Below are 18,024 nucleotides of genomic sequence, written 5' to 3' on the forward strand. Positions count from 1 at the left end.
CCGGCGTTGTCAGTGGCTCCCCCTAGTCTGAGAAAGCACGGGGGCCCCGCCCCTGTCACTTCTCTCAAGAAAGGTGCGGACCGGCGTGGCCGACCGTCTCATCGTCCGTGGCGCGCGCGAGCACAACCTGAAGAACGTCTCGCTCGACCTGCCTCGCGACTCGCTCATCGTCTTCACGGGCCTGTCCGGGTCGGGCAAGTCCTCCCTGGCCTTCGACACCATCTTCGCCGAGGGCCAGCGGCGCTACGTGGAGTCGCTCTCCTCGTACGCCCGTCAGTTCCTCGGCCAGATGGACAAGCCGGACGTCGACTTCATCGAGGGCCTCTCGCCCGCGGTCTCCATCGACCAGAAGTCGACCTCGCGCAACCCGCGCTCGACGGTCGGCACCATCACCGAGGTCTACGACTACCTGCGACTGCTCTTCGCGCGCATCGGCAAACCGCACTGTCCCGAGTGCGGCCGTCCGATCTCGCGCCAGTCGCCGCAGGCCATCGTCGACAGGGTCCTGGAGCTGCCGGAGGGGAGCCGCTTCCAGGTCTTGTCGCCGCTGGTGCGTGAGCGCAAGGGCGAGTTCGTCGACCTCTTCGCCGACCTCCAGACCAAGGGCTACTCCCGCGCGCGGGTCGACGGCGAGACCATCCAGCTCTCCAGCCCGCCCACCCTGAAGAAGCAGGAGAAGCACACCATCGAGGTGGTCGTCGACCGCCTCACGGTGAAGGACTCCGCCAAGCGCCGCCTCACCGACTCCGTCGAGACCGCCCTCGGCCTGTCCGGCGGCATGGTCGTGCTCGACTTCGTCGACCTCCCCGAGGACGACCCGGAGCGCGAGCGCATGTTCTCGGAGCATCTGTACTGCGCTTACGACGACCTGTCCTTCGAAGAGCTGGAGCCCCGCTCCTTCTCCTTCAACTCGCCCTTCGGCGCCTGCCCCGAGTGCACCGGCATCGGCACGCGCATGGAGGTCGACCCCGAGCTGATCGTCCCGGACGAGGACAAGTCCCTCGACGAGGGCGCCATCCACCCCTGGTCCCACGGCCACACCAAGGACTACTTCGGCCGCCTGATCGGCGCCCTCGCGGACGCGCTGGGATTCCGTACGGACATCCCCTTCGCCGGCCTCCCGCAGCGCGCCAAGAAGGCCCTGCTCCACGGTCACAAGACCCAGATCGAGGTCCGCTACCGCAACCGGTACGGCCGCGAGCGCGTCTACACGACCCCGTTCGAAGGCGCCGTCCCCTTCGTCAAGCGCCGCCACAGCGAGTCCGAGAGCGACGCCGGCCGGGAGCGCTTCGAGGGGTACATGCGTGAGGTGCCCTGCCCCACCTGTGAGGGCACGCGCCTCAAGCCGGTCGTCCTCGCGGTCACCGTCATGGGGAAGTCGATCGCCGAGGTCGCTGCGATGTCCATCAGCGACTGCGCGGACTTCCTGGGCGAGCTGAAGCTGACCGCCCGCGACAAGAAGATCGCCGAGCGCGTGCTGAAGGAGGTCAACGAGCGGCTCAAGTTCCTGGTCGACGTCGGCCTGGACTACCTCTCGCTGAACCGCGCGGCCGGCACGCTGTCCGGCGGCGAGGCCCAGCGCATCCGCCTCGCCACCCAGATCGGCTCCGGCCTCGTCGGCGTCCTCTACGTCCTCGACGAGCCGTCCATCGGCCTGCACCAGCGCGACAACCACCGGCTCATCGAGACCCTGGTCCGGCTGCGCGACATGGGTAACACGCTCATCGTCGTCGAGCACGACGAGGACACCATCAAGGTCGCCGACTGGATCGTCGACATCGGCCCCGGCGCGGGCGAGCACGGCGGCAACGTCGTGCACAGCGGCTCCCTCAAGGAGCTGCTGGCCAACGACGAGTCGCAGACCGGCCAGTACCTGTCCGGCAAGAAGGCCATCCCGCTGCCCGACATCCGGCGTCCGCACGACCCGTCCCGCCGGCTCACGGTGCACGGCGCCCGCGAGAACAACCTCCAGGACATCGACGTGTCCTTCCCGCTGGGCGTGTTCACCGCGGTCACGGGCGTGTCCGGCTCCGGCAAGTCGACGCTGGTCAACGACATCCTGTACACACACCTGGCCCGCGAGCTCAACGGCGCCCGGAGCGTCCCGGGGCGGCACACGCGCGTGGACGGCGACGACCTCGTCGACAAGGTCGTGCACGTCGACCAGTCGCCCATCGGCCGTACACCCCGCTCGAACCCGGCGACGTACACCGGTGTCTTCGACCACGTCCGCAAGCTGTTCGCCGAGACCACCGAGGCGAAGGTCCGCGGCTACATGCCCGGCCGCTTCTCCTTCAACGTCAAGGGCGGCCGCTGCGAGAACTGCGCGGGCGACGGCACGATCAAGATCGAGATGAACTTCCTCCCGGACGTGTACGTCCCGTGCGAGGTCTGTCACGGCGCCCGGTACAACCGGGAGACCCTGGACGTCCACTACAAGGGCAAGTCCATCGCCGACGTACTGAACATGCCGATCGAGGAAGCCATGCACTTCTTCGAGGCCGTGCCCGCGATCTCCCGCCACCTGAAGACGCTCAACGACGTCGGTCTCGGCTATGTCCGCCTCGGCCAGTCCGCGACCACCCTGTCGGGCGGCGAGGCTCAGCGGGTGAAGCTCGCCAGCGAGCTCCAGAAGCGCTCCACCGGACGCACGGTCTACGTCCTGGACGAGCCGACCACCGGTCTGCACTTCGAGGACATCAGCAAGCTGCTGACGGTCCTGGCCGGTCTCGTGGACAAGGGCAACACGGTCATCGTCATCGAGCACAACCTCGACGTGATCAAGACCGCCGACTGGGTCGTCGACATGGGCCCCGAGGGCGGCGCAGGCGGCGGCCTGGTCGTCGCCGAGGGCACGCCCGAGCAGGTCGCGGGCGTCCCGGCCAGCCACACCGGCAAGTTCCTCCAGGAGGTCCTCGGCGCCGACCGGATCAGCGACGCGGCCCCGGTGAAGGCCCCGCGCAAGACGGCGGCCAGGAAGGCCGTGGCGGCCACGTCGGCGGCGAAGAAGACGGCAACGGCCCGGACGGCCACCGCGAAGACGGCCAAGGCCGTCAACAACACGGCGGCGAAGAAGGCGACCGGAGCCACGAAGAAGGCCACGCCCGCGAAGAAGACGACCCGGGCCCGCAAGGCCTGAGGAGAGACCACCGGAGCGGGAACCGCTGCGGGCTGAGCACCAGAAGCCCGCAGCGGTCCGGGTCTCCCCGAGGACTGCCCCTGCGTTCTTGCCCCGCCTGCGTGCTTACGTCATCGTGATCGTGGCGGAACTGTCCGTAATCAATCGGGCCGCACCGCAGACGACCACGGAGGGGGAGCCGGTGGTGGAACCCGACGTTCCGGCAGCTCGGGGCGGGCCGCCCAAACCACGTGCGGCACGGCCCGCCGATGTCACCTGGGAGCGGCTCGAGAACCAGCTGGACTGGTTCGACCGGAAGAGCGGTCTCGCCCAACGGCGCTTCAAGCAACTGAAGTTGGCCACACTGATGCTGGCGGCCGGTCTCCCCGTGACCGTCGCCGCCTCCGCGCCCGACTGGATCCCGGCATTGATGGGCGCCCTCGTCGCGGTCATCGAGGGCGCGCAGCAGCTGTTCAAGTTCCAGGAGAACTGGATCAACTACCGGTCCGTGTGTGAGAGCCTGCGCCGCGAGCAGTACCTGTACCTGGCGCGCGCGGCGCACTACGGCGACACGGCCGACGTCGACACTCTGCTCGCCGAGATGGTGGAGCGGATCATCGGCCAGGAGACCACCCACTGGGTGGAACGGGAGGCCACATGATCGTCGTCTTCACCGGCCGGCGCCCATCAGGGCCGGACGGTGTGTTTCCCGCTGCCGCCGTGGACTGGCTCGAGGAGCGCCTGAAGCTCCTCTTCGCCGGACTGCGGCCGCGGCTCGTCGTGGGTTCCGCCGCCGCGGGCACGGACCTGCTGGCCGCCGGGGCGGCACTGAGCGCCGGTATCCGGGCCGACCTCCTGGTCACCGAGGACCCCGAGGAGTTCGTGAGCGCTTCCGTCGCCGACAAGGGGCCGCAATGGGAGGAGCGCTTTCGCACGCTGACGGCGCAGACAAGGGCCGCCCTGATCCCCGTACCGGGAGCGAAGGCCGACGACGACGGGTTCCGTGCCGTCAACCAGGCGATCCTGCGCCACGCCTGCGACAGCCTCCGCGACCCGGTCCGGGCAGCGGACGAACCGGAGGAGCTCGTGGTCGTCGCGGTGACCGAGGGACGCCGCGAGGGAGAGGACCACACCGAATCCCTGGCCCGGTCGGCCCAGGCTCTCAACCACCTCGTGCTGCGCCTCAACCCCTCGCAGAGCCGGTCCGCGGCGCCGACGGCCTTCGTCGCCATGCCGTACGGCGGCAAGGCCGACTCCACACGGGAACTCAAGCGGTTCGAGGCGGACGAGTCCTGGCACCGGGTGCTCGTGCCCGCCCTGCTCGACGGCGGGTACCGGCCGATCCGCACGGACCTGGAAGCCGGCCTGAAGAGCATCGACGCGCGCATGCTGCACAGCATCAACTCCGCCAGTCTCTTCGTGGCGGATCTCGCCACGCTCAACCCCAACGTCCTGTGGGAACTGGGAGTTCGGCACGCCTGGCGGCCCTCGGCAACGCTCCTCATGGCGCCGCACTGGGTCACGCCGCCCTTCGACCTGGGGCACTCGACCATTCAGCGCTACGAGCGGGGAATGAAGAGGGTCAGTGACCGGCAGGCGGTCGCGGCCATTCGTAAGCTCAAGGACGCGCTGAGCGCGACGCAGACAGGGCCCGACAGCCCGGTGTGGGCGGTGTTCCCCACGCTGGAGCCCGTACAGCTGCCCCCTGACGCCGACATGGAGCTCTTCGCGCGGCTCACGCGCTACAGCGAGGAGATCTCCCTGGCGGCGGCCCTGCGCGACTCCGGGAAACTGCTCGACCTCGCCGATCAGGTACGGGAGGACGGGCTGTCCGACAGCAACTGCCGCACCCAGCTGGAGCAGATCGGGCTGGCTCTCGTCACGCTGGGCGAATTCGACGAGGGGAGGAAGCTGCTCGCGCCGCTGGCCGCGGCCGACGTCTCCTTCGGCCGGGTCCGCATGCAGCAGGCGTACGCCTTCACGCTGATCCATCGTGACGGAACGCCCGAGGAGCGGCTGACGTACCTGAAAGACGCGGAACGCAGATTACTGGTGCTCGACCACCGTCACCCGGGGTCCTCCGAGACCTGGGGACTGCTCGGCAGCGCGGCCAAGCGTGCCTTCGAGCTCGCTCTCCGACTCGGAGCGGAGAACGCCTCGCTCCATCTGAACCGTGCCATCGAGGCGTACCGAAGCGGCATGGCGGCCGATCCCGGTGACCACTACCCGGGGATCAACGCGCTCGCCCTCCTGAGGGTGAGGGGGCAGTACTTCGGTGGTGGTCAGGCCGATGTGGCGCTGGCGGAGTCCCTGCTCCCGGTGGTCCGGTTCGCCGTCGAGCGCCGCCCGATCGGCCCGCACGACACCTGGGAACACGCGACCCTGGCCGAACTCGCCCTGCACCAGCACCTGCTGGACAAGGGCATGGCTCCGGTGCCGCCTGTCGCAGCGCTGCGCCACTACACCTTGGCGGCCCATTCCGCCGACGGCGCCGAACTGTCCTCCATGCGCCGTCAACTCGAGTTCCTGCTGGCCGTGGGAGACCCGCCCGAGGTGCTCGAACCACTGCTCGCGGCCATCCCCGCACCCGCCGAGGGAAACACCCTGTGACGGCCGGGACGACCGCGCCGTACGTGATGGAGAGTTCCTCTGGCCGTGACCGCGTCGCAGGTGACCCTGCTGGCCGGGACCGCGTCGCAGGTGACCCGGCCTGCTCCGACAGGACGTCGGCGTGCTCAGGCCAGTTCCGCCGCGTACGGCGGTTCGGCCCCCGCGCGTGAGCAGGTGATCGCCGCTGCCCGCGCGGCGAAGCGCAGAAGTTGTGCCCAGCCGTCGGGGCCGAGGTCGGCGAGTGCCTCGCAGGACAGGGTGTCCCGGGCGGACAGGCCGTGCAGCAGGGCCGCGTTCACGGTGTCGCCGGCGCCGATCGTGTCGACGACGTCGACCTTCTCGCCCGGCACGGAGTGCACCGCGCCGTCCCGGGTGAAGGCGGTCAGTCCGTCGCCGCCGTGGGTGATCACGACGGCCGAGGGCCCCGCGGCCAGCCACTCGCGCGGAGTGCCGCCCAGCCAGAGAGCGTCCTCCTCGGAGAGCTTGAGCAGTGACACCGACGGCAGCCAACTCTTGAAGCGGGCCCGGTAGGCGTCCGCGTCGGGGATCAGCCCCGCCCTGATGTTGGGGTCGAGCGCGGTGAACACACCCTGCGCCGCCGCGGTCCGCATCAGCTCCTCGTAGGCGCTCGCGCCCGGTTCCAGGACCAGCGAGCAGGTGCCGAAGGAGACCGCCCGCGTGCCCGCGGGAAGTTCCCTGGGCGCCGCGAACAGCCGGTCCGCGGTGCCGTCGACGTAGAAGGAGTAGGCGGCCGAGCCGTGCGTGTCGATCGTGGCGACAGCGAGGGTGGTCGGTTCCTTGCCACGCTGTACGGCCGTCACGTCCACCCCTGCCGCCCGCAGCCCGTCGAGCAGCGCCTCGCCGAAGGCGTCGTCCGAGACACGGGAGCAGAAAGCCGTGGCGGAGCCGAGGCGACCGAGGGCCAGGGCCGTGTTGTACGGGCCGCCGCCGAGCGCCGGCTTGAGGCCCGCGAGGGCGCCAGTGCCCTGCGGTACCAGGTCGATCAGGGCCTCTCCGGCGACGACGATCACGAGACGGTTCCTCTCTCGGACTGCGGGGACTGCGGGGACTGCAAGGGCTGAGGGGGCTGCTGAGGCTGAGGGAGCTGTGAGTGCTCCGGGGGCTGCGAGCGTTGCGCCGCGTGGTCCGGCTCGTCGGCGCAGCCGCAGGACGCGCGGTGGACGAACGTGCAGGCGAGCCGCAGGGTCCGGGCGGGCCGGTCCGGCGCGGCGAGACGTTCCAGGAGCACCCGGACCGCCTGGGCGCCGATCTCCCTGCTGGGCTGGGCGATCGCGGTGAGCCGGGGCGTGAACAGGTCCGCCCAGGCGAAGTCGTCGAAGCAGCACAGCGCGATGTCGTCCGGCACGGACAGGCCGCGCTCGCGCAGCGCACGCAGGGCGCCGATGGTCATCGCGTTGTTGGCGGTGACGAGCGCGGTGGGCGGCGCGGCGAGGGACAGCAGGGCCGCGGTCGCCCGTTCGCCGCCGGCCGACTCGGAGTCGCCGTGCACGACGAGGCGTTCGTCGTAGGGGAACCCGGCGGCGGCGAGGCCGTGCCGGTACCCGGTGATCCGCTCGCCGGTGGTGCTCAGCCCGGGCCGGCCCGCGACCAGGGCGATCCGCCGGTGGCCGAGCCCGGCGAGATGTGTGACCAGCTGGGCGGTCGGTTCGGCGCTGTCGGCGCAGACCTGGTCGAAGCGCTGTGTGTGGTTGCCGGGGGAGTCGACCACCCGGTCGAGGAACACGGCCGGTACGTCGTGACGCGTGAGGTAGGCGACGAGTTCGTGGGGGTCGGCCGAGGGCGCGACGATCATGCCGTCCACCCGACGTTCGTGCAGGAGCTGGACGACCTTGCGTTCGTGCTCCGGATCGTCGTGCGGGTCGGCGATGAGCAGGCTGTAGCCGTGCTCCAGGGCGGCGGCCTCGACTCCCTGGAGGATCTCCGTGAAGTAGGGGTTGCTGATCGCCGACACCGCGAGGCCGATGGACCGGGTCCGGGAGGTCACCAGGGAGCGGGCGAGGGTGTTGGGCGTGTAGCCGAGCTCCTCGACGGCCTCCAGCACGGCCTGACGGGTGTGCGGCAGGACCGGCCGGGTGTCGTTCAGCACGTGCGAGACGGTCGCCACGGACACGCCGGCGCTGCGTGCGACGTCGGCCATGGTCGGCATGGGGTCTCCTCCCGGAACGGCACCGGGAGCGGATTCCCTCCCGGAACGGCAACAGCACCGGGAACGTATCGCATGTCGCCGCCCACGTAAACGTTTGCGCAAGCGTTTACGTGCGGTCAACCGTCCAGGAGCGGAGAGTCACTCCCAGTCCCACCCGATCCCCACGACCCCCGACCGCACCCGCGGCTCGACGAGGTGCACCGAGTGGTGCCGACCGGTCAGGGCCAGCTCCTGGCGCCCGCTGCGCGGCGCCGCCGCCGAGTGCTGCGCGAACCGGTGACAGCGCACCGGCAGCGCCTGCTCGTCGAAGCGCACCTGGAGCGCGTACTGGCCGCCCGCCGGCCCGAATCCACGGACGTACTCCCGTGACACCCCGGCCGTGCCGTCTTCGACCCCGTAGCGGAAGAGGAACGTGTCACCGGCCCGCAGCCGGGTGTCGAAGAGCAACTCGGCCACGAGCACCCCGGTCTCGTGGTCCGAACGCATCCGTCCCGTACGGCAGTTCTCCAAGGCGTGGACGGTCATGCGCTCCGGTGCGCACTCCGGGTCGCCGTGGTGGACGGCCACGAAGCGGTCGATGCCGTCCCGGTGGGCTCGCACGATGTGGTGCGACTCGCGGCCCGCCAGCTCGCGGCGCGCGCCGATCCGTATCCGCTCGTGGTGGCCGAGGGTGTGCAGCCCGCCGTCGAGCGGCGAGTCCAGCTCGGCCAGCAGCCGCTCCAGGACGCCGGAGGCCTCGACGAGGGAACGGTAGGAGCGTGCCGCGGGCCGCTGCCCGGCCGGGTCCTCGTCGGTCTGGGCGAGCAGCCTGATCAGCGACTCCTCCGGCAACTGGAGGATCTCCTCCAGTGCCCGTACGGCCCGCAGCGACTCGGGGCGCTGCGGGCGCCGGGCGCCCTGCTGCCAGTAACTCAGGCTCGTCACGCCGACCTTGACCCCGTGGCGCGACAGATGGTGCTGCACGCGCTGCAGCGGCAGTCCGCGGGCGGCTATCGCGGCGCGCAGCGCGACGTGGAAGGGGCCGCCACGCAGGGCCGAGTCCAGTTCCGCGGTGGCGACGGTGGCGACGTCCGCGTGCTGTGTGGCGTGCGGCATGCAGGGGCCTTTCTGTGAATGTTCACAACGGCTGGTCAGACCGTTCGCGGGAGTCGTCGGGGCCACTGCGCCGGCGCCGGGGGTCTTCACATCCGTACGCCGTCGTTCAGGGCCCTGAGTTCTCCCGCATTGAAGCGTGTTGACCAAGCCCCGACAACACCTGATGCCCAACCGTGGTGCACTCCTGGCCGACTGCACGGCCCTCGCGCAGGGCGGTCGGCCCGTCCTCGCCCGGCACCTCTCTGATCGCCCGCGCGGACAGTGCCGACTCGGGCAGGCCGCGCGAGGGCCTCGGCGCCGGTCGAGGCGAGGCCGGCGGCGCATGTCCCACCCTGCTCCAGCACGGCGCGCGCGGCCTGAAGGTTCCCGCTCACACAGCGCAGCGCCGCTCCCACGGGTGGTAGCAGGGCGGCGCCCTGGAGAAGGCCGCGACGATCGCCGCGACGATCCCCTGTCCCCCCTCGGCACCCGCGAGCGCGAGGTTCCCGCCCTCATGGCGGAGGGCCGCTCCAACGCAGGCATCGGCCGCCGTCCGAGGGTCACCGAGGGCACCGTCGAGAAGCACGTCCGCAGCATCCTGGACAAGCTCGCGCTCCAGGAGGACACCGACGACGACCACCGCCGCGTGCCGGCCGTTCTCACCTTTCCGGAGTCCCGCCGGCGCTGTCGGTCCGTTGTCCACAGGCCCGCCGCGCTGTCAGCCCCCGCCAGTAGGGTGTGAGACATGGCCGACCCCTCCAGCTACCGCCCCAAGCCGGGACAGATCCCGGACTCTCCCGGGGTGTACAGGTTCCGTGACGAGCACCGCCGGGTGATCTACGTCGGAAAGGCGAAGAGCCTGCGCCAACGCCTGGCGAACTACTTCCAGGACCTGGCGGGCATGCACCCCCGCACCCGCACCATGGTCACCACGGCCGCGTCCGTGGAGTGGACGGTGGTGTCCACCGAGGTCGAGGCCCTGCAACTGGAGTACTCCTGGATCAAGGAGTACGACCCCCGGTTCAACGTCAAGTACCGCGACGACAAGAGCTACCCGTATCTCGCGGTGACGATGAACGAGGAGTTCCCGCGCGTGCAGGTGATGCGCGGTCAAAAGAAGAAGGGCGTGCGCTACTTCGGGCCGTACGGCCACGCGTGGGCGATCCGCGACACCGTCGACCTCCTGCTGCGCGTCTTCCCCGTGCGCACCTGCTCGGCCGGTGTCTTCAAGAACGCCGCCCGCACCGGCCGCCCCTGCCTGCTCGGCTACATCGGCAAGTGCTCAGCGCCCTGCGTCGGCCGCGTGTCCGCCGAGGAGCACCGCGAACTCGCCGAGGAGTTCAGCGACTTCATGGCCGGTCGCACGGGCACGTACCTGCGCCGCCTGGAGAAGCAGATGACGGCGGCGGCCGAGGAGATGGAGTACGAGCGGGCGGCCCGCCTGCGCGACGACATCGGGGCCCTGAAGAAGGCCATGGAGAAGAGCGCGGTCGTGCTCGCCGACGCGACCGACGCCGACCTCATCGCGGTCGCCGAGGACGAGCTGGAAGCGGCCGTGCAGATCTTCCACGTCCGCGGCGGACGCGTGCGCGGCCAGCGCGGCTGGGTCACCGACAAGGTCGAGGAGATCACCACCGGCGCCCTGGTGGAACACGCCCTCCAGCAGCTCTACGGCGAGGAGACCGGCGACTCGGTCCCCAAGGAGGTCCTCGTCCCGGCCCTGCCCGACCCGGTGGAGCCGGTCCAGGAGTGGCTGACCGGGCGCCGCGGGTCCAACGTGTCGCTGCGCATCCCGCAGCGAGGCGACAAGAAGGCCCTCATGGAGACCGTGCAGCGCAACGCGCTCCAGGCACTCGGCCTCCACAAGACCAAGCGCGCCTCCGACCTGACCACGCGCTCGCGCGCGCTGGAGGAGATCGCCGACGCCCTCGAACTGGACAGCGCCCCGCTCCGGATCGAGTGCTACGACATCTCGCACCTCCAGGGCGACGACGTGGTGGCCTCCATGGTCGTCTTCGAGGACGGGCTCCAGCGCAAGAGCGAGTACCGCCGCTTCCAGATCAAGGGCTTCGAGGGCCAGGACGACGTCCGCTCCATGCACGAGGTGATCACCCGCCGCTTCAGGCGCTACCTCGCCGAGAAGGAGCGGACGGGGGAGTGGACCGACGGCGAGGACGGTCTCGACAACGGCCTCAAGGACGACGACGGCCGTCCCAGGCGGTTCGCCTACCCGCCCCAGCTCGTCGTCGTCGACGGCGGACAGCCCCAGGTGGCCGCCGCCAAGAAGGCCCTCGACGAGCTCGGCATCGACGACATCGCCGTCTGCGGTCTCGCCAAGCGCCTGGAGGAGGTCTGGGTGCCCGGCGAGGACGACCCGGTGGTCCTGCCCCGCACCAGCGAGGGCCTCTACCTCCTCCAGCGCGTCCGCGACGAGGCCCACCGTTTCGCCATCACCTATCAGCGCACCAAGCGCGCCAAGCGCTTCCGGTCGAGCCCGCTGGACGATGTACCGGGGCTCGGGGACGCGCGCAAGCAGGCACTGCTGAAGCATTTCGGTTCGCTGAAGAAACTGCGATCCGCCACCATCGACCAGATCTGCGAGGTTCCCGGCATAGGCCGCAAGACGGCCGAGACGATCGCCGTGGCCTTCGCCCAGGCGGCTCCGGCCACGCCGGCGGTGAACACGGCGACTGGAGAGATCATGGAAGAGGAACCCGGCACCATGGGTTCCAGTGGGGAGCCCGTGGCGACGGGCGCCCCGGACGAACGACGGGGGCAGGAGACATGAATGTGAACGAGCGCGACGGTCAACAAGGCCAAGCCGGAGACGGAGCACAGGTGAGTACGGGCACGCCCAACGACACGGCCGGAGTCCCGGAAGTGGCCATCCCCGAGCTGGTGATCATCTCCGGCATGTCCGGCGCCGGCCGCTCGACGGCCGCAAAGTGTCTGGAGGACCTCGGCTGGTTCGTCGTCGACAACCTCCCGCCCGCGCTGATCCCCACCATGGTGGAGCTCGGCGCCCGCTCCCAGGGCAACGTGGCGCGGATCGCGGTCGTCGTCGACGTACGAGGCCGCCGCTTCTTCGACAACCTCCGCGAGTCCCTCGCCGACCTGGACAGCAAGCACGTCACCCGGCGGATCGTCTTCCTGGAGTCCTCGGACGAGGCCCTGGTGCGGCGCTTCGAGTCGGTGCGCCGCCCGCACCCCCTCCAGGGCGACGGCCGCATCGTCGACGGCATCGCCGCCGAACGCGAACTGCTGCGCGAGCTGCGCGGCGACGCCGACCTGGTGATCGACACCTCCAGCCTCAACGTGCACGAACTGCGCGCCAAGATGGACGCCCAGTTCGCCGGCGACGAGGAGCCCGAGCTGCGGGCCACCGTCATGTCCTTCGGCTTCAAGTACGGCCTCCCGGTCGACGCCGACCTGGTCGCGGACATGCGCTTCCTGCCCAATCCGCACTGGGTCCCGGAGCTGCGCCCCTTCACCGGCCTCAACGAGGAGGTCGCCGCGTACATCTTCAACCAGCCCGGCGCCAAGGAGTTCCTCGACCGGTACTCCGAGCTGCTCAGGCTCATCGCGGCCGGCTACCGCCGTGAGGGCAAGCGGTACGTGACGATCGCCATCGGCTGCACCGGCGGCAAGCACCGGTCGGTCGCCACTTCGGAGAAGCTCGCCGCCCGCCTCGCTGCCGAAGGCGTGGAGACGGTGGTCGTGCACCGGGACATGGGACGGGAATGACGGGACGTACTCCGCGGCTGAGCAGGCTGCGCCGGGCGGTGCCCGAGGGGCGCGCGAGCCGGCCCGTCGAGGCCCGCGGTGCCAAACCGCGCCGCCGCGGCGCCCAGCCCAAGGTCGTCGCCCTCGGCGGCGGCATGGGCCTGTCCGCCTCGCTCGCCGCCCTGCGCCGGATCACCGGCGACCTCACCGCCGTCGTCACCGTGGCCGACGACGGCGGCTCCAGCGGACGCCTGCGCGACGAGCTGGGCGTGCTGCCGCCCGGCGACCTGCGCAAGGCGCTGGCCGCGCTGTGCGGCGACGACGACTGGGGCCAGACCTGGGCCCGCGTCATCCAGCACCGCTTCCAGTCCAAGGGCGACCTGCACGAACACGCGGTCGGCAATCTGCTGATCGTCGCCCTGTGGGAGCAGCTCGGCGACCACGTCCAGGCCCTCGACCTGGTCGGCAGGCTCCTGGGTGCGCACGGGCGCGTGCTGCCCATGTCCGCCGTACCGCTGGAGCTCCAGGCCCTGGTCAGGGGCCACGACCCGGACCGCCCAGAGGACGTCGACACCGTACGGGGACAGGCGACCGTCGCCCTCACACCCGGCGAGGTGCAGTCCGTGCACCTGGTGCCGCACGACCCGCCCGCGGTGCCGGAGGCGGTGGCGGCCGTCCTCGACGCGGACTGGGTGGTCCTCGGCCCCGGCTCGTGGTTCTCCTCGGTGATCCCGCACCTGCTCGTGCCCGAACTCCTTGACGCGCTCACCCAGACGAAGGCCCGCCGGGTACTCTCCCTGAACCTCGCCCCGCAGCCGGGAGAAACCGATGGCTTCTCCCCGCAGCGTCATTTGGAGGTTTTGGGACGACACGCCCCTAAACTCGCCCTGGACGTGGTGCTGGCCGACGAGGCCGCCGTGCCCGACCGCGATGTGCTCATCGAGGCCGCCAAGCGGCTCGGTGCCGCGGTCGAGCTGGCCCCGGTCGCCCGGAGGGACGGAACTCCTCGGCACGACCCGGAGCTGTTGGCCGCCGCGTACGACCGTATTTTTCGGATGCATGGAAGGATCGGCCCATGGCGATGACGGCAGCGGTGAAGGACGAGATCTCCCGGCTCCCCGTCACCCGTACCTGCTGCAGAAAGGCGGAGGTCTCCGCCATTCTGCGGTTCGCCGGCGGCCTCCATCTGGTGAGCGGGCGCATCGTGATCGAGGCGGAGCTGGACACCGCGATGGCGGCCCGCCGCCTCAAGCGGGACATCCTGGAGATCTTCGGCCACAGTTCCGAGCTGATCGTGATGGCACCCGGCGGACTGCGCCGCGGCTCGCGCTACGTCGTGCGCGTCGTCGCCGGTGGTGACCAGCTGGCCCGGCAGACGGGCCTGGTCGACGGGCGGGGCCGTCCGATCCGGGGGCTGCCCCCGCAGGTCGTCTCCGGTGCCACCTGTGACGCGGAGGCGGCCTGGCGCGGCGCCTTCCTGGCGCACGGCTCGCTCACCGAGCCCGGCCGCTCCTCCTCCCTCGAGGTGACCTGCCCGGGCCCCGAGGCCGCGCTCGCCCTGGTCGGCGCCGCCCGCCGTCTGTCGATCGCGGCGAAGGCCCGCGAGGTGCGCGGAGTGGACCGGGTCGTCGTCCGTGACGGTGACGCGATCGGCGCCCTGCTGACGCGGCTCGGCGCCCACGAGTCGGTGCTGGCCTGGGAGGAGCGCCGGATGCGCCGCGAGGTGCGGGCCACGGCGAACCGTCTCGCCAACTTCGACGACGCCAACCTGCGCCGCTCCGCGCGCGCGGCCGTCGCGGCCGGTGCCCGCGTCCAGCGCGCGCTGGAGATCCTCGCCGACGACGTGCCCGAGCACCTCGCGGCCGCCGGTCGGCTGCGCATGGACCACAAGCAGGCCTCCCTGGAGGAGCTGGGCGCGCTCGCCGACCCGCCGCTGACCAAGGACGCCGTGGCCGGCCGTATCCGCCGCCTGCTGGCGATGGCCGACAAGCGGGCCCAGGACCTGGGCATCCCGGGCACGGAGTCCAGCATCACCGAGGAGATGGCGGACAACCTCGTGGGGTGAACCCACAGCACGCTCAACACGCCGGTGCCGACGCCCACTTGGGTGATCGGCACCAGCGTTTGCGTGTCGCTGAGGCACCCTTGACTGGATCATGGAGTGACATGAGCCTGGCATCTGTTCGCTGACGTGGCGAACCACTGCTAGGGGGGTTCATGAGACGAAAAGCGAGACCGATCCTCGCTGTTGGCGCGCTCCTGCTGGGCGGTGCGGGAATCGCACCCATCGCCCAGGCCGCAGGGAGCGAAGGCTCCACCGATCCGAACGAGGTCAAGGTCTTCCGCGCCGACGTCACGCAGAAGCAGGTACCCCTGCTGCTGGCGGCCGGCCAGGACGGCCACGAACTCGGTGAGCAGGTACCCGAGAAGGGCGAGGCCACGGTCGAGGTCTACCTCACCGACCAGCAGGCCGAGAAGCTCCAGGACCAGGGCGTCGACCTCACCGAGCACAAGCTGTCCGCCAAGGCCGAGAACCGCGTCGAGGCCGCCGCCGAGGGTGTGTTCCGCCCGTACGGCGGAAGCGGCGGTCTGAAGGAGGAGATCGTCAGGACCGGTCAGGAGAACCCCGACCTCACCAAGGTCGTCTCCATCGGCAAGACGGTCAACGGCCAGGACATCCTGGCCCTGAAGATGACCAAGGGCGCCAAGAAGTCCAAGGACGGCTCCAAGCCGTCCGTCCTGTACCTGTCCAACCAGCACGCGCGCGAGTGGATCACGCCGGAAATGACCCGCCGGCTGATGCACCACTACCTGGACAACTACAAGACGGACAAGAAGATCAAGAAGCTCGTCGACTCGACCGAGCTGTGGTTCGTGCTGTCGGCCAACCCCGACGGCTACGACTACACCTTCCAGAACTCCGACAACCGCCTGTGGCGCAAGAACCTGCGCGACAACAACAGCGACGGCGCCATCACCTCCGGCGACGGCGTCGACCTCAACCGCAACTTCGCCTACAAGTGGGGCTACGACGACGAGGGTTCGTCCCCCAACCCCACCAGCCAGACCTACCGAGGCAGCGCCCCCGGCTCCGAGCCCGAGACCCGGGCGCTGGACGCCTTCGAGAAGCGGATCGGGTTCACGTACGGCATCAACTACCACTCCGCCGCCGAACTCCTCCTCTACGGAGTCGGCTGGCAGGTCGCCACCCCCACCCCGGACGACGTGCTCTACGAGGCGCTAGCCGGCACCCCGGAGAACTCCGCGGTCCCGGGCTACCACCCGCAGGTCTCCTCGGAGCTGTACACCACCAACGGCGAGGCCGACGGCCACGCGGCGAACGTCAACAGCATGGCGATGTTCACCCCCGAGATGTCGACCTGCCAGACCGCCTCGGACCTCGATCCGAACGATGCCTGGAACGCGGCGGACTGCCAGTCGGTCTTCAACTTCCCCGACGACGAGAAGCTGATCCAGCAGGAGTTCGCCAAGAACATCCCGTTCGCGCTCTCCCTCGCCGAGACCGCCGCCAAGCCCGACCAGCCGAAGTCCGCGGTCGGCCTGAGTGCCGCCGACTTCACCCCGGCCGCGTTCTCGACGTCGTACTCGCGAGGAGCGGACCAGGAGGTCTCGGTCGTCGTACGGAGGTCCGTGCGCGACAAGGAACTCAAGTACCGCGTCAACGGCGGCCGTACGGAGGACATGGCGCTCAGGGCGTGGAAGGGCGGCGAGACGTACGGCGGTGACGACAACCTCTACTTCGACGAGTACCGGGCCAAGGTCGCCGACGGCGATCCGGGCGACAAGGTCGAGGTGTGGTTCACCGGCGAGACGAAGAGCGGGAAGGCCGTCTCCAGCGAGCACTTCACGTACACCGTCGCCGAACGTCCCAGAGCGGACACGCTCGTGGTCGCCGAGGAGGGCGCGGCCGCCACGCAGGCGCAGACGTACGTCGACGCGCTGAAGGCCAACGGCCGCAAGGCGCTGGTGTGGGACGTCGCCACCCAGGGCGCGCCCGACGCGCTCGGCGTGCTGAGCCACTTCGACACCGTCGTCCACTACACCGGCGCGAGCACCCCGGGCGTCGCCACCCAGCTGGAGCTGCGCGCCTTCCTGAACGAGGGCGGCAAGCTGGTCGAGGCGGGCGAGCTGGCCGGCGGCAACGTCGACCTCGGCGGCGGCACCCTGTCGAACGACTTCAGCCAGTACTACCTGGGCGCCTACACGCGTACGTCGACCGCCGGGGCCACCGGCTTCACCGGCTCCGGCAAGCTCGGCGGCTTCACCGGCGCGCTCGGCCCCGCGACCGGCAACCCGCTGGACCGGGCAGGGACGTACGGCGTGACGTCCGACGAACTGCCTGTGGACACGTACCCGCAGTTCGCCGGCGCGGGCGCCGGCCGGTTCGCTGGGACGGTCAGCCCGTACGGGCCGTACGCGGGCTCCTACATGGCCGCCGCCGTCCACACCGACGACGCCTACAAGCGACTCACCCGGACCGTCGACCTCACCGGCGTGAGCGCGGCCGACGCGCCCACTCTGCGCACCCAGCTGCTGTGGGACACCGAGCCCGGCTACGACAACGTGCTGGTCGAGGCCCACACCACCGGCGCCGACGACTGGACCACGCTCCCGGAGGCGGGCGGTGCCACCCGCACCACCGTGCCCGCGGAGTGCGAGGCCGGGTACTACGTGGGCGAGCATCCCCAGCTGGAGCACTACCTGACCGTGGCGGCCGACGGCTGCACCGCGACTGGGACCACCGGCGCGTGGAACGCCCTCACCGGCGCCTCCAGCGGCTGGCAGCAGGTGAACTTCGACCTGAGCGCGTACGCCGGGAAGTCGGTCGAGGTCTCGATCAGCTACGTCACCGACCCGGGCAGCGGCGGTCACGGCGTCCTCGCCGACGATGCCTCGCTGGTCGTCGGCGGCACCCCCACCCAGGCCGAGGGCTTCGAGACGTCGCTGGGCGTCTGGAGCGCGGCCGGACCGCCCGCGGGCAGCCCGGCCGTCCTCAAGGACTGGGCGCGCACCGGGGCGCTCTTCCAGACGTACGGAGCGGTCACCACGGACGACACCGTGCTGCTGGGGTTCGGCCTGGAACACGTCGTTTCCGCGGCCGAGCGGACGGCTCTGGTGAAGAAGGCACTCGCGGCCCTCGACGGGTGAACCTGCCTGGTCAACCGCGTGTGACCCTTAGTGGTCAAATCGGGTGATCGGGCCTTCGGGCCCGGGCGGTCCGTACCCCTACTGGCGGGTACGGACCGCACTGCCGTGTATGGGGCATCTCGATGTCACCCCGGCGCCCTCAGAGAGGTAGGGTCGTAGGCGG

The 18,024-nt window shown here is 70.6% G+C and carries 11 protein-coding genes and 1 pseudogene; 9 read left to right on the plus strand and 3 right to left on the minus strand.

Annotated features, from left to right (window positions below; all coding sequences use genetic code 11):
• The first annotated feature begins 85 nt into the window (after window positions 1-85).
• The 3 genes from uvrA to ADK57_RS33005 all read left to right on the plus strand — a co-directional run bounded on the left by uvrA (window position 86) and on the right by ADK57_RS33005 (window position 5,728).
• Entirely contained in the window at window positions 86-3,139 is a 3,054-nt protein-coding gene (gene uvrA, locus ADK57_RS32995) for an excinuclease ABC subunit UvrA (protein ID WP_053753321.1), read from the plus strand.
• 184 nt (window positions 3,140-3,323) lie between these two features.
• Window positions 3,324-3,779 (plus strand): DUF4231 domain-containing protein, encoded by a 456-nt coding sequence (locus tag ADK57_RS33000; protein ID WP_063786044.1) that lies wholly within the window; start codon window positions 3,324-3,326, stop codon window positions 3,777-3,779.
• Window positions 3,776-5,728 carry a tetratricopeptide repeat-containing protein gene (locus ADK57_RS33005; RefSeq protein WP_053753323.1) on the plus strand — a complete coding sequence of 651 codons (1,953 nt, stop codon included), beginning with the start codon at window positions 3,776-3,778 and terminating at the stop codon, window positions 5,726-5,728. Before ADK57_RS33000 ends, ADK57_RS33005 begins: the two co-directional genes overlap by 4 nt.
• Window positions 5,729-5,853: 125 nt before the next feature.
• On the opposite strand, the gene ADK57_RS33010 is transcribed toward ADK57_RS33005, so the two are convergent.
• The 3 genes from ADK57_RS33010 to ADK57_RS33020 form a co-directional block, all read right to left on the minus strand.
• Complete coding sequence (locus ADK57_RS33010) at window positions 5,854-6,759, minus strand: carbohydrate kinase family protein (protein WP_053753324.1); 906 nt, start codon at window positions 6,757-6,759, stop codon at window positions 5,854-5,856.
• Entirely contained in the window at window positions 6,756-7,895 is a 1,140-nt protein-coding gene (locus ADK57_RS33015; protein WP_053753325.1) for a LacI family DNA-binding transcriptional regulator, read from the minus strand. The genes ADK57_RS33010 and ADK57_RS33015 overlap by 4 nt, the downstream gene beginning before the upstream one ends.
• 138 nt (window positions 7,896-8,033) lie before the next feature.
• A complete protein-coding gene (locus tag ADK57_RS33020; protein ID WP_053753326.1) occupies window positions 8,034-8,990 on the minus strand; it encodes a hypothetical protein in 957 nt (318 codons plus the stop codon).
• 436 nt (window positions 8,991-9,426) lie between these two features.
• Between ADK57_RS33020 and ADK57_RS51565 the strand changes: the two are divergent.
• From ADK57_RS51565 to ADK57_RS33050, 6 genes and pseudogenes are all read left to right on the plus strand, one after another.
• Window positions 9,427-9,648, plus strand: a pseudogene (locus ADK57_RS51565) (response regulator transcription factor); the annotation flags it as partial.
• Window positions 9,649-9,714: 66 nt separating this feature from the next.
• Window positions 9,715-11,757, plus strand: coding sequence for an excinuclease ABC subunit UvrC (gene uvrC, locus ADK57_RS33030; RefSeq protein ID WP_053753328.1), 2,043 nt, complete (start codon window positions 9,715-9,717; stop codon window positions 11,755-11,757).
• Window positions 11,754-12,713, plus strand: coding sequence for an RNase adapter RapZ (rapZ, locus tag ADK57_RS33035; RefSeq protein ID WP_053753329.1), 960 nt, complete (start codon window positions 11,754-11,756; stop codon window positions 12,711-12,713). The genes uvrC and rapZ overlap by 4 nt, the downstream gene beginning before the upstream one ends.
• On the plus strand, window positions 12,710-13,777 hold the full coding sequence (locus ADK57_RS33040) for a gluconeogenesis factor YvcK family protein (protein WP_053753330.1): 1,068 nt from the start codon (window positions 12,710-12,712) through the stop codon (window positions 13,775-13,777). Before rapZ ends, ADK57_RS33040 begins: the two co-directional genes overlap by 4 nt.
• Complete coding sequence (whiA, locus tag ADK57_RS33045) at window positions 13,768-14,757, plus strand: DNA-binding protein WhiA (protein ID WP_030039584.1); 990 nt, start codon at window positions 13,768-13,770, stop codon at window positions 14,755-14,757. The genes ADK57_RS33040 and whiA overlap by 10 nt, the downstream gene beginning before the upstream one ends.
• Window positions 14,758-14,909: 152 nt before the next feature.
• Window positions 14,910-17,861, plus strand: coding sequence for a M14 family metallopeptidase (locus ADK57_RS33050; RefSeq protein WP_053753331.1), 2,952 nt, complete (start codon window positions 14,910-14,912; stop codon window positions 17,859-17,861).
• Window positions 17,862-18,024 lie beyond the last annotated feature (163 nt).

The sequence above is a fragment of the Streptomyces sp. MMG1533 genome, assembly GCF_001279775.1.
GTDB lineage: Bacteria > Actinomycetota > Actinomycetes > Streptomycetales > Streptomycetaceae > Streptomyces.

What these genes read in the sequence shown, in the direction of transcription:
- ADK57_RS33005 (WP_053753323.1), top strand. Translation starts at nt 3,776, where the DNA reads ATGATCGTCGTCTTCACCGGCCGGCGCCCATCAGGGCCGGACGGTGTG.
- ADK57_RS33015 (WP_053753325.1), bottom strand. Translation starts at nt 7,895, where the DNA reads ATGCCGACCATGGCCGACGTCGCACGCAGCGCCGGCGTGTCCGTGGCG.
- ADK57_RS33020 (WP_053753326.1), bottom strand. Translation starts at nt 8,990, where the DNA reads ATGCCGCACGCCACACAGCACGCGGACGTCGCCACCGTCGCCACCGCG.
- uvrC (WP_053753328.1), top strand. Translation starts at nt 9,715, where the DNA reads ATGGCCGACCCCTCCAGCTACCGCCCCAAGCCGGGACAGATCCCGGAC.
- rapZ (WP_053753329.1), top strand. Translation starts at nt 11,754, where the DNA reads ATGAATGTGAACGAGCGCGACGGTCAACAAGGCCAAGCCGGAGACGGA.
- ADK57_RS33040 (WP_053753330.1), top strand. Translation starts at nt 12,710, where the DNA reads ATGACGGGACGTACTCCGCGGCTGAGCAGGCTGCGCCGGGCGGTGCCC.
- whiA (WP_030039584.1), top strand. Translation starts at nt 13,768, where the DNA reads ATGGCGATGACGGCAGCGGTGAAGGACGAGATCTCCCGGCTCCCCGTC.
- ADK57_RS33050 (WP_053753331.1), top strand. Translation starts at nt 14,910, where the DNA reads ATGAGACGAAAAGCGAGACCGATCCTCGCTGTTGGCGCGCTCCTGCTG.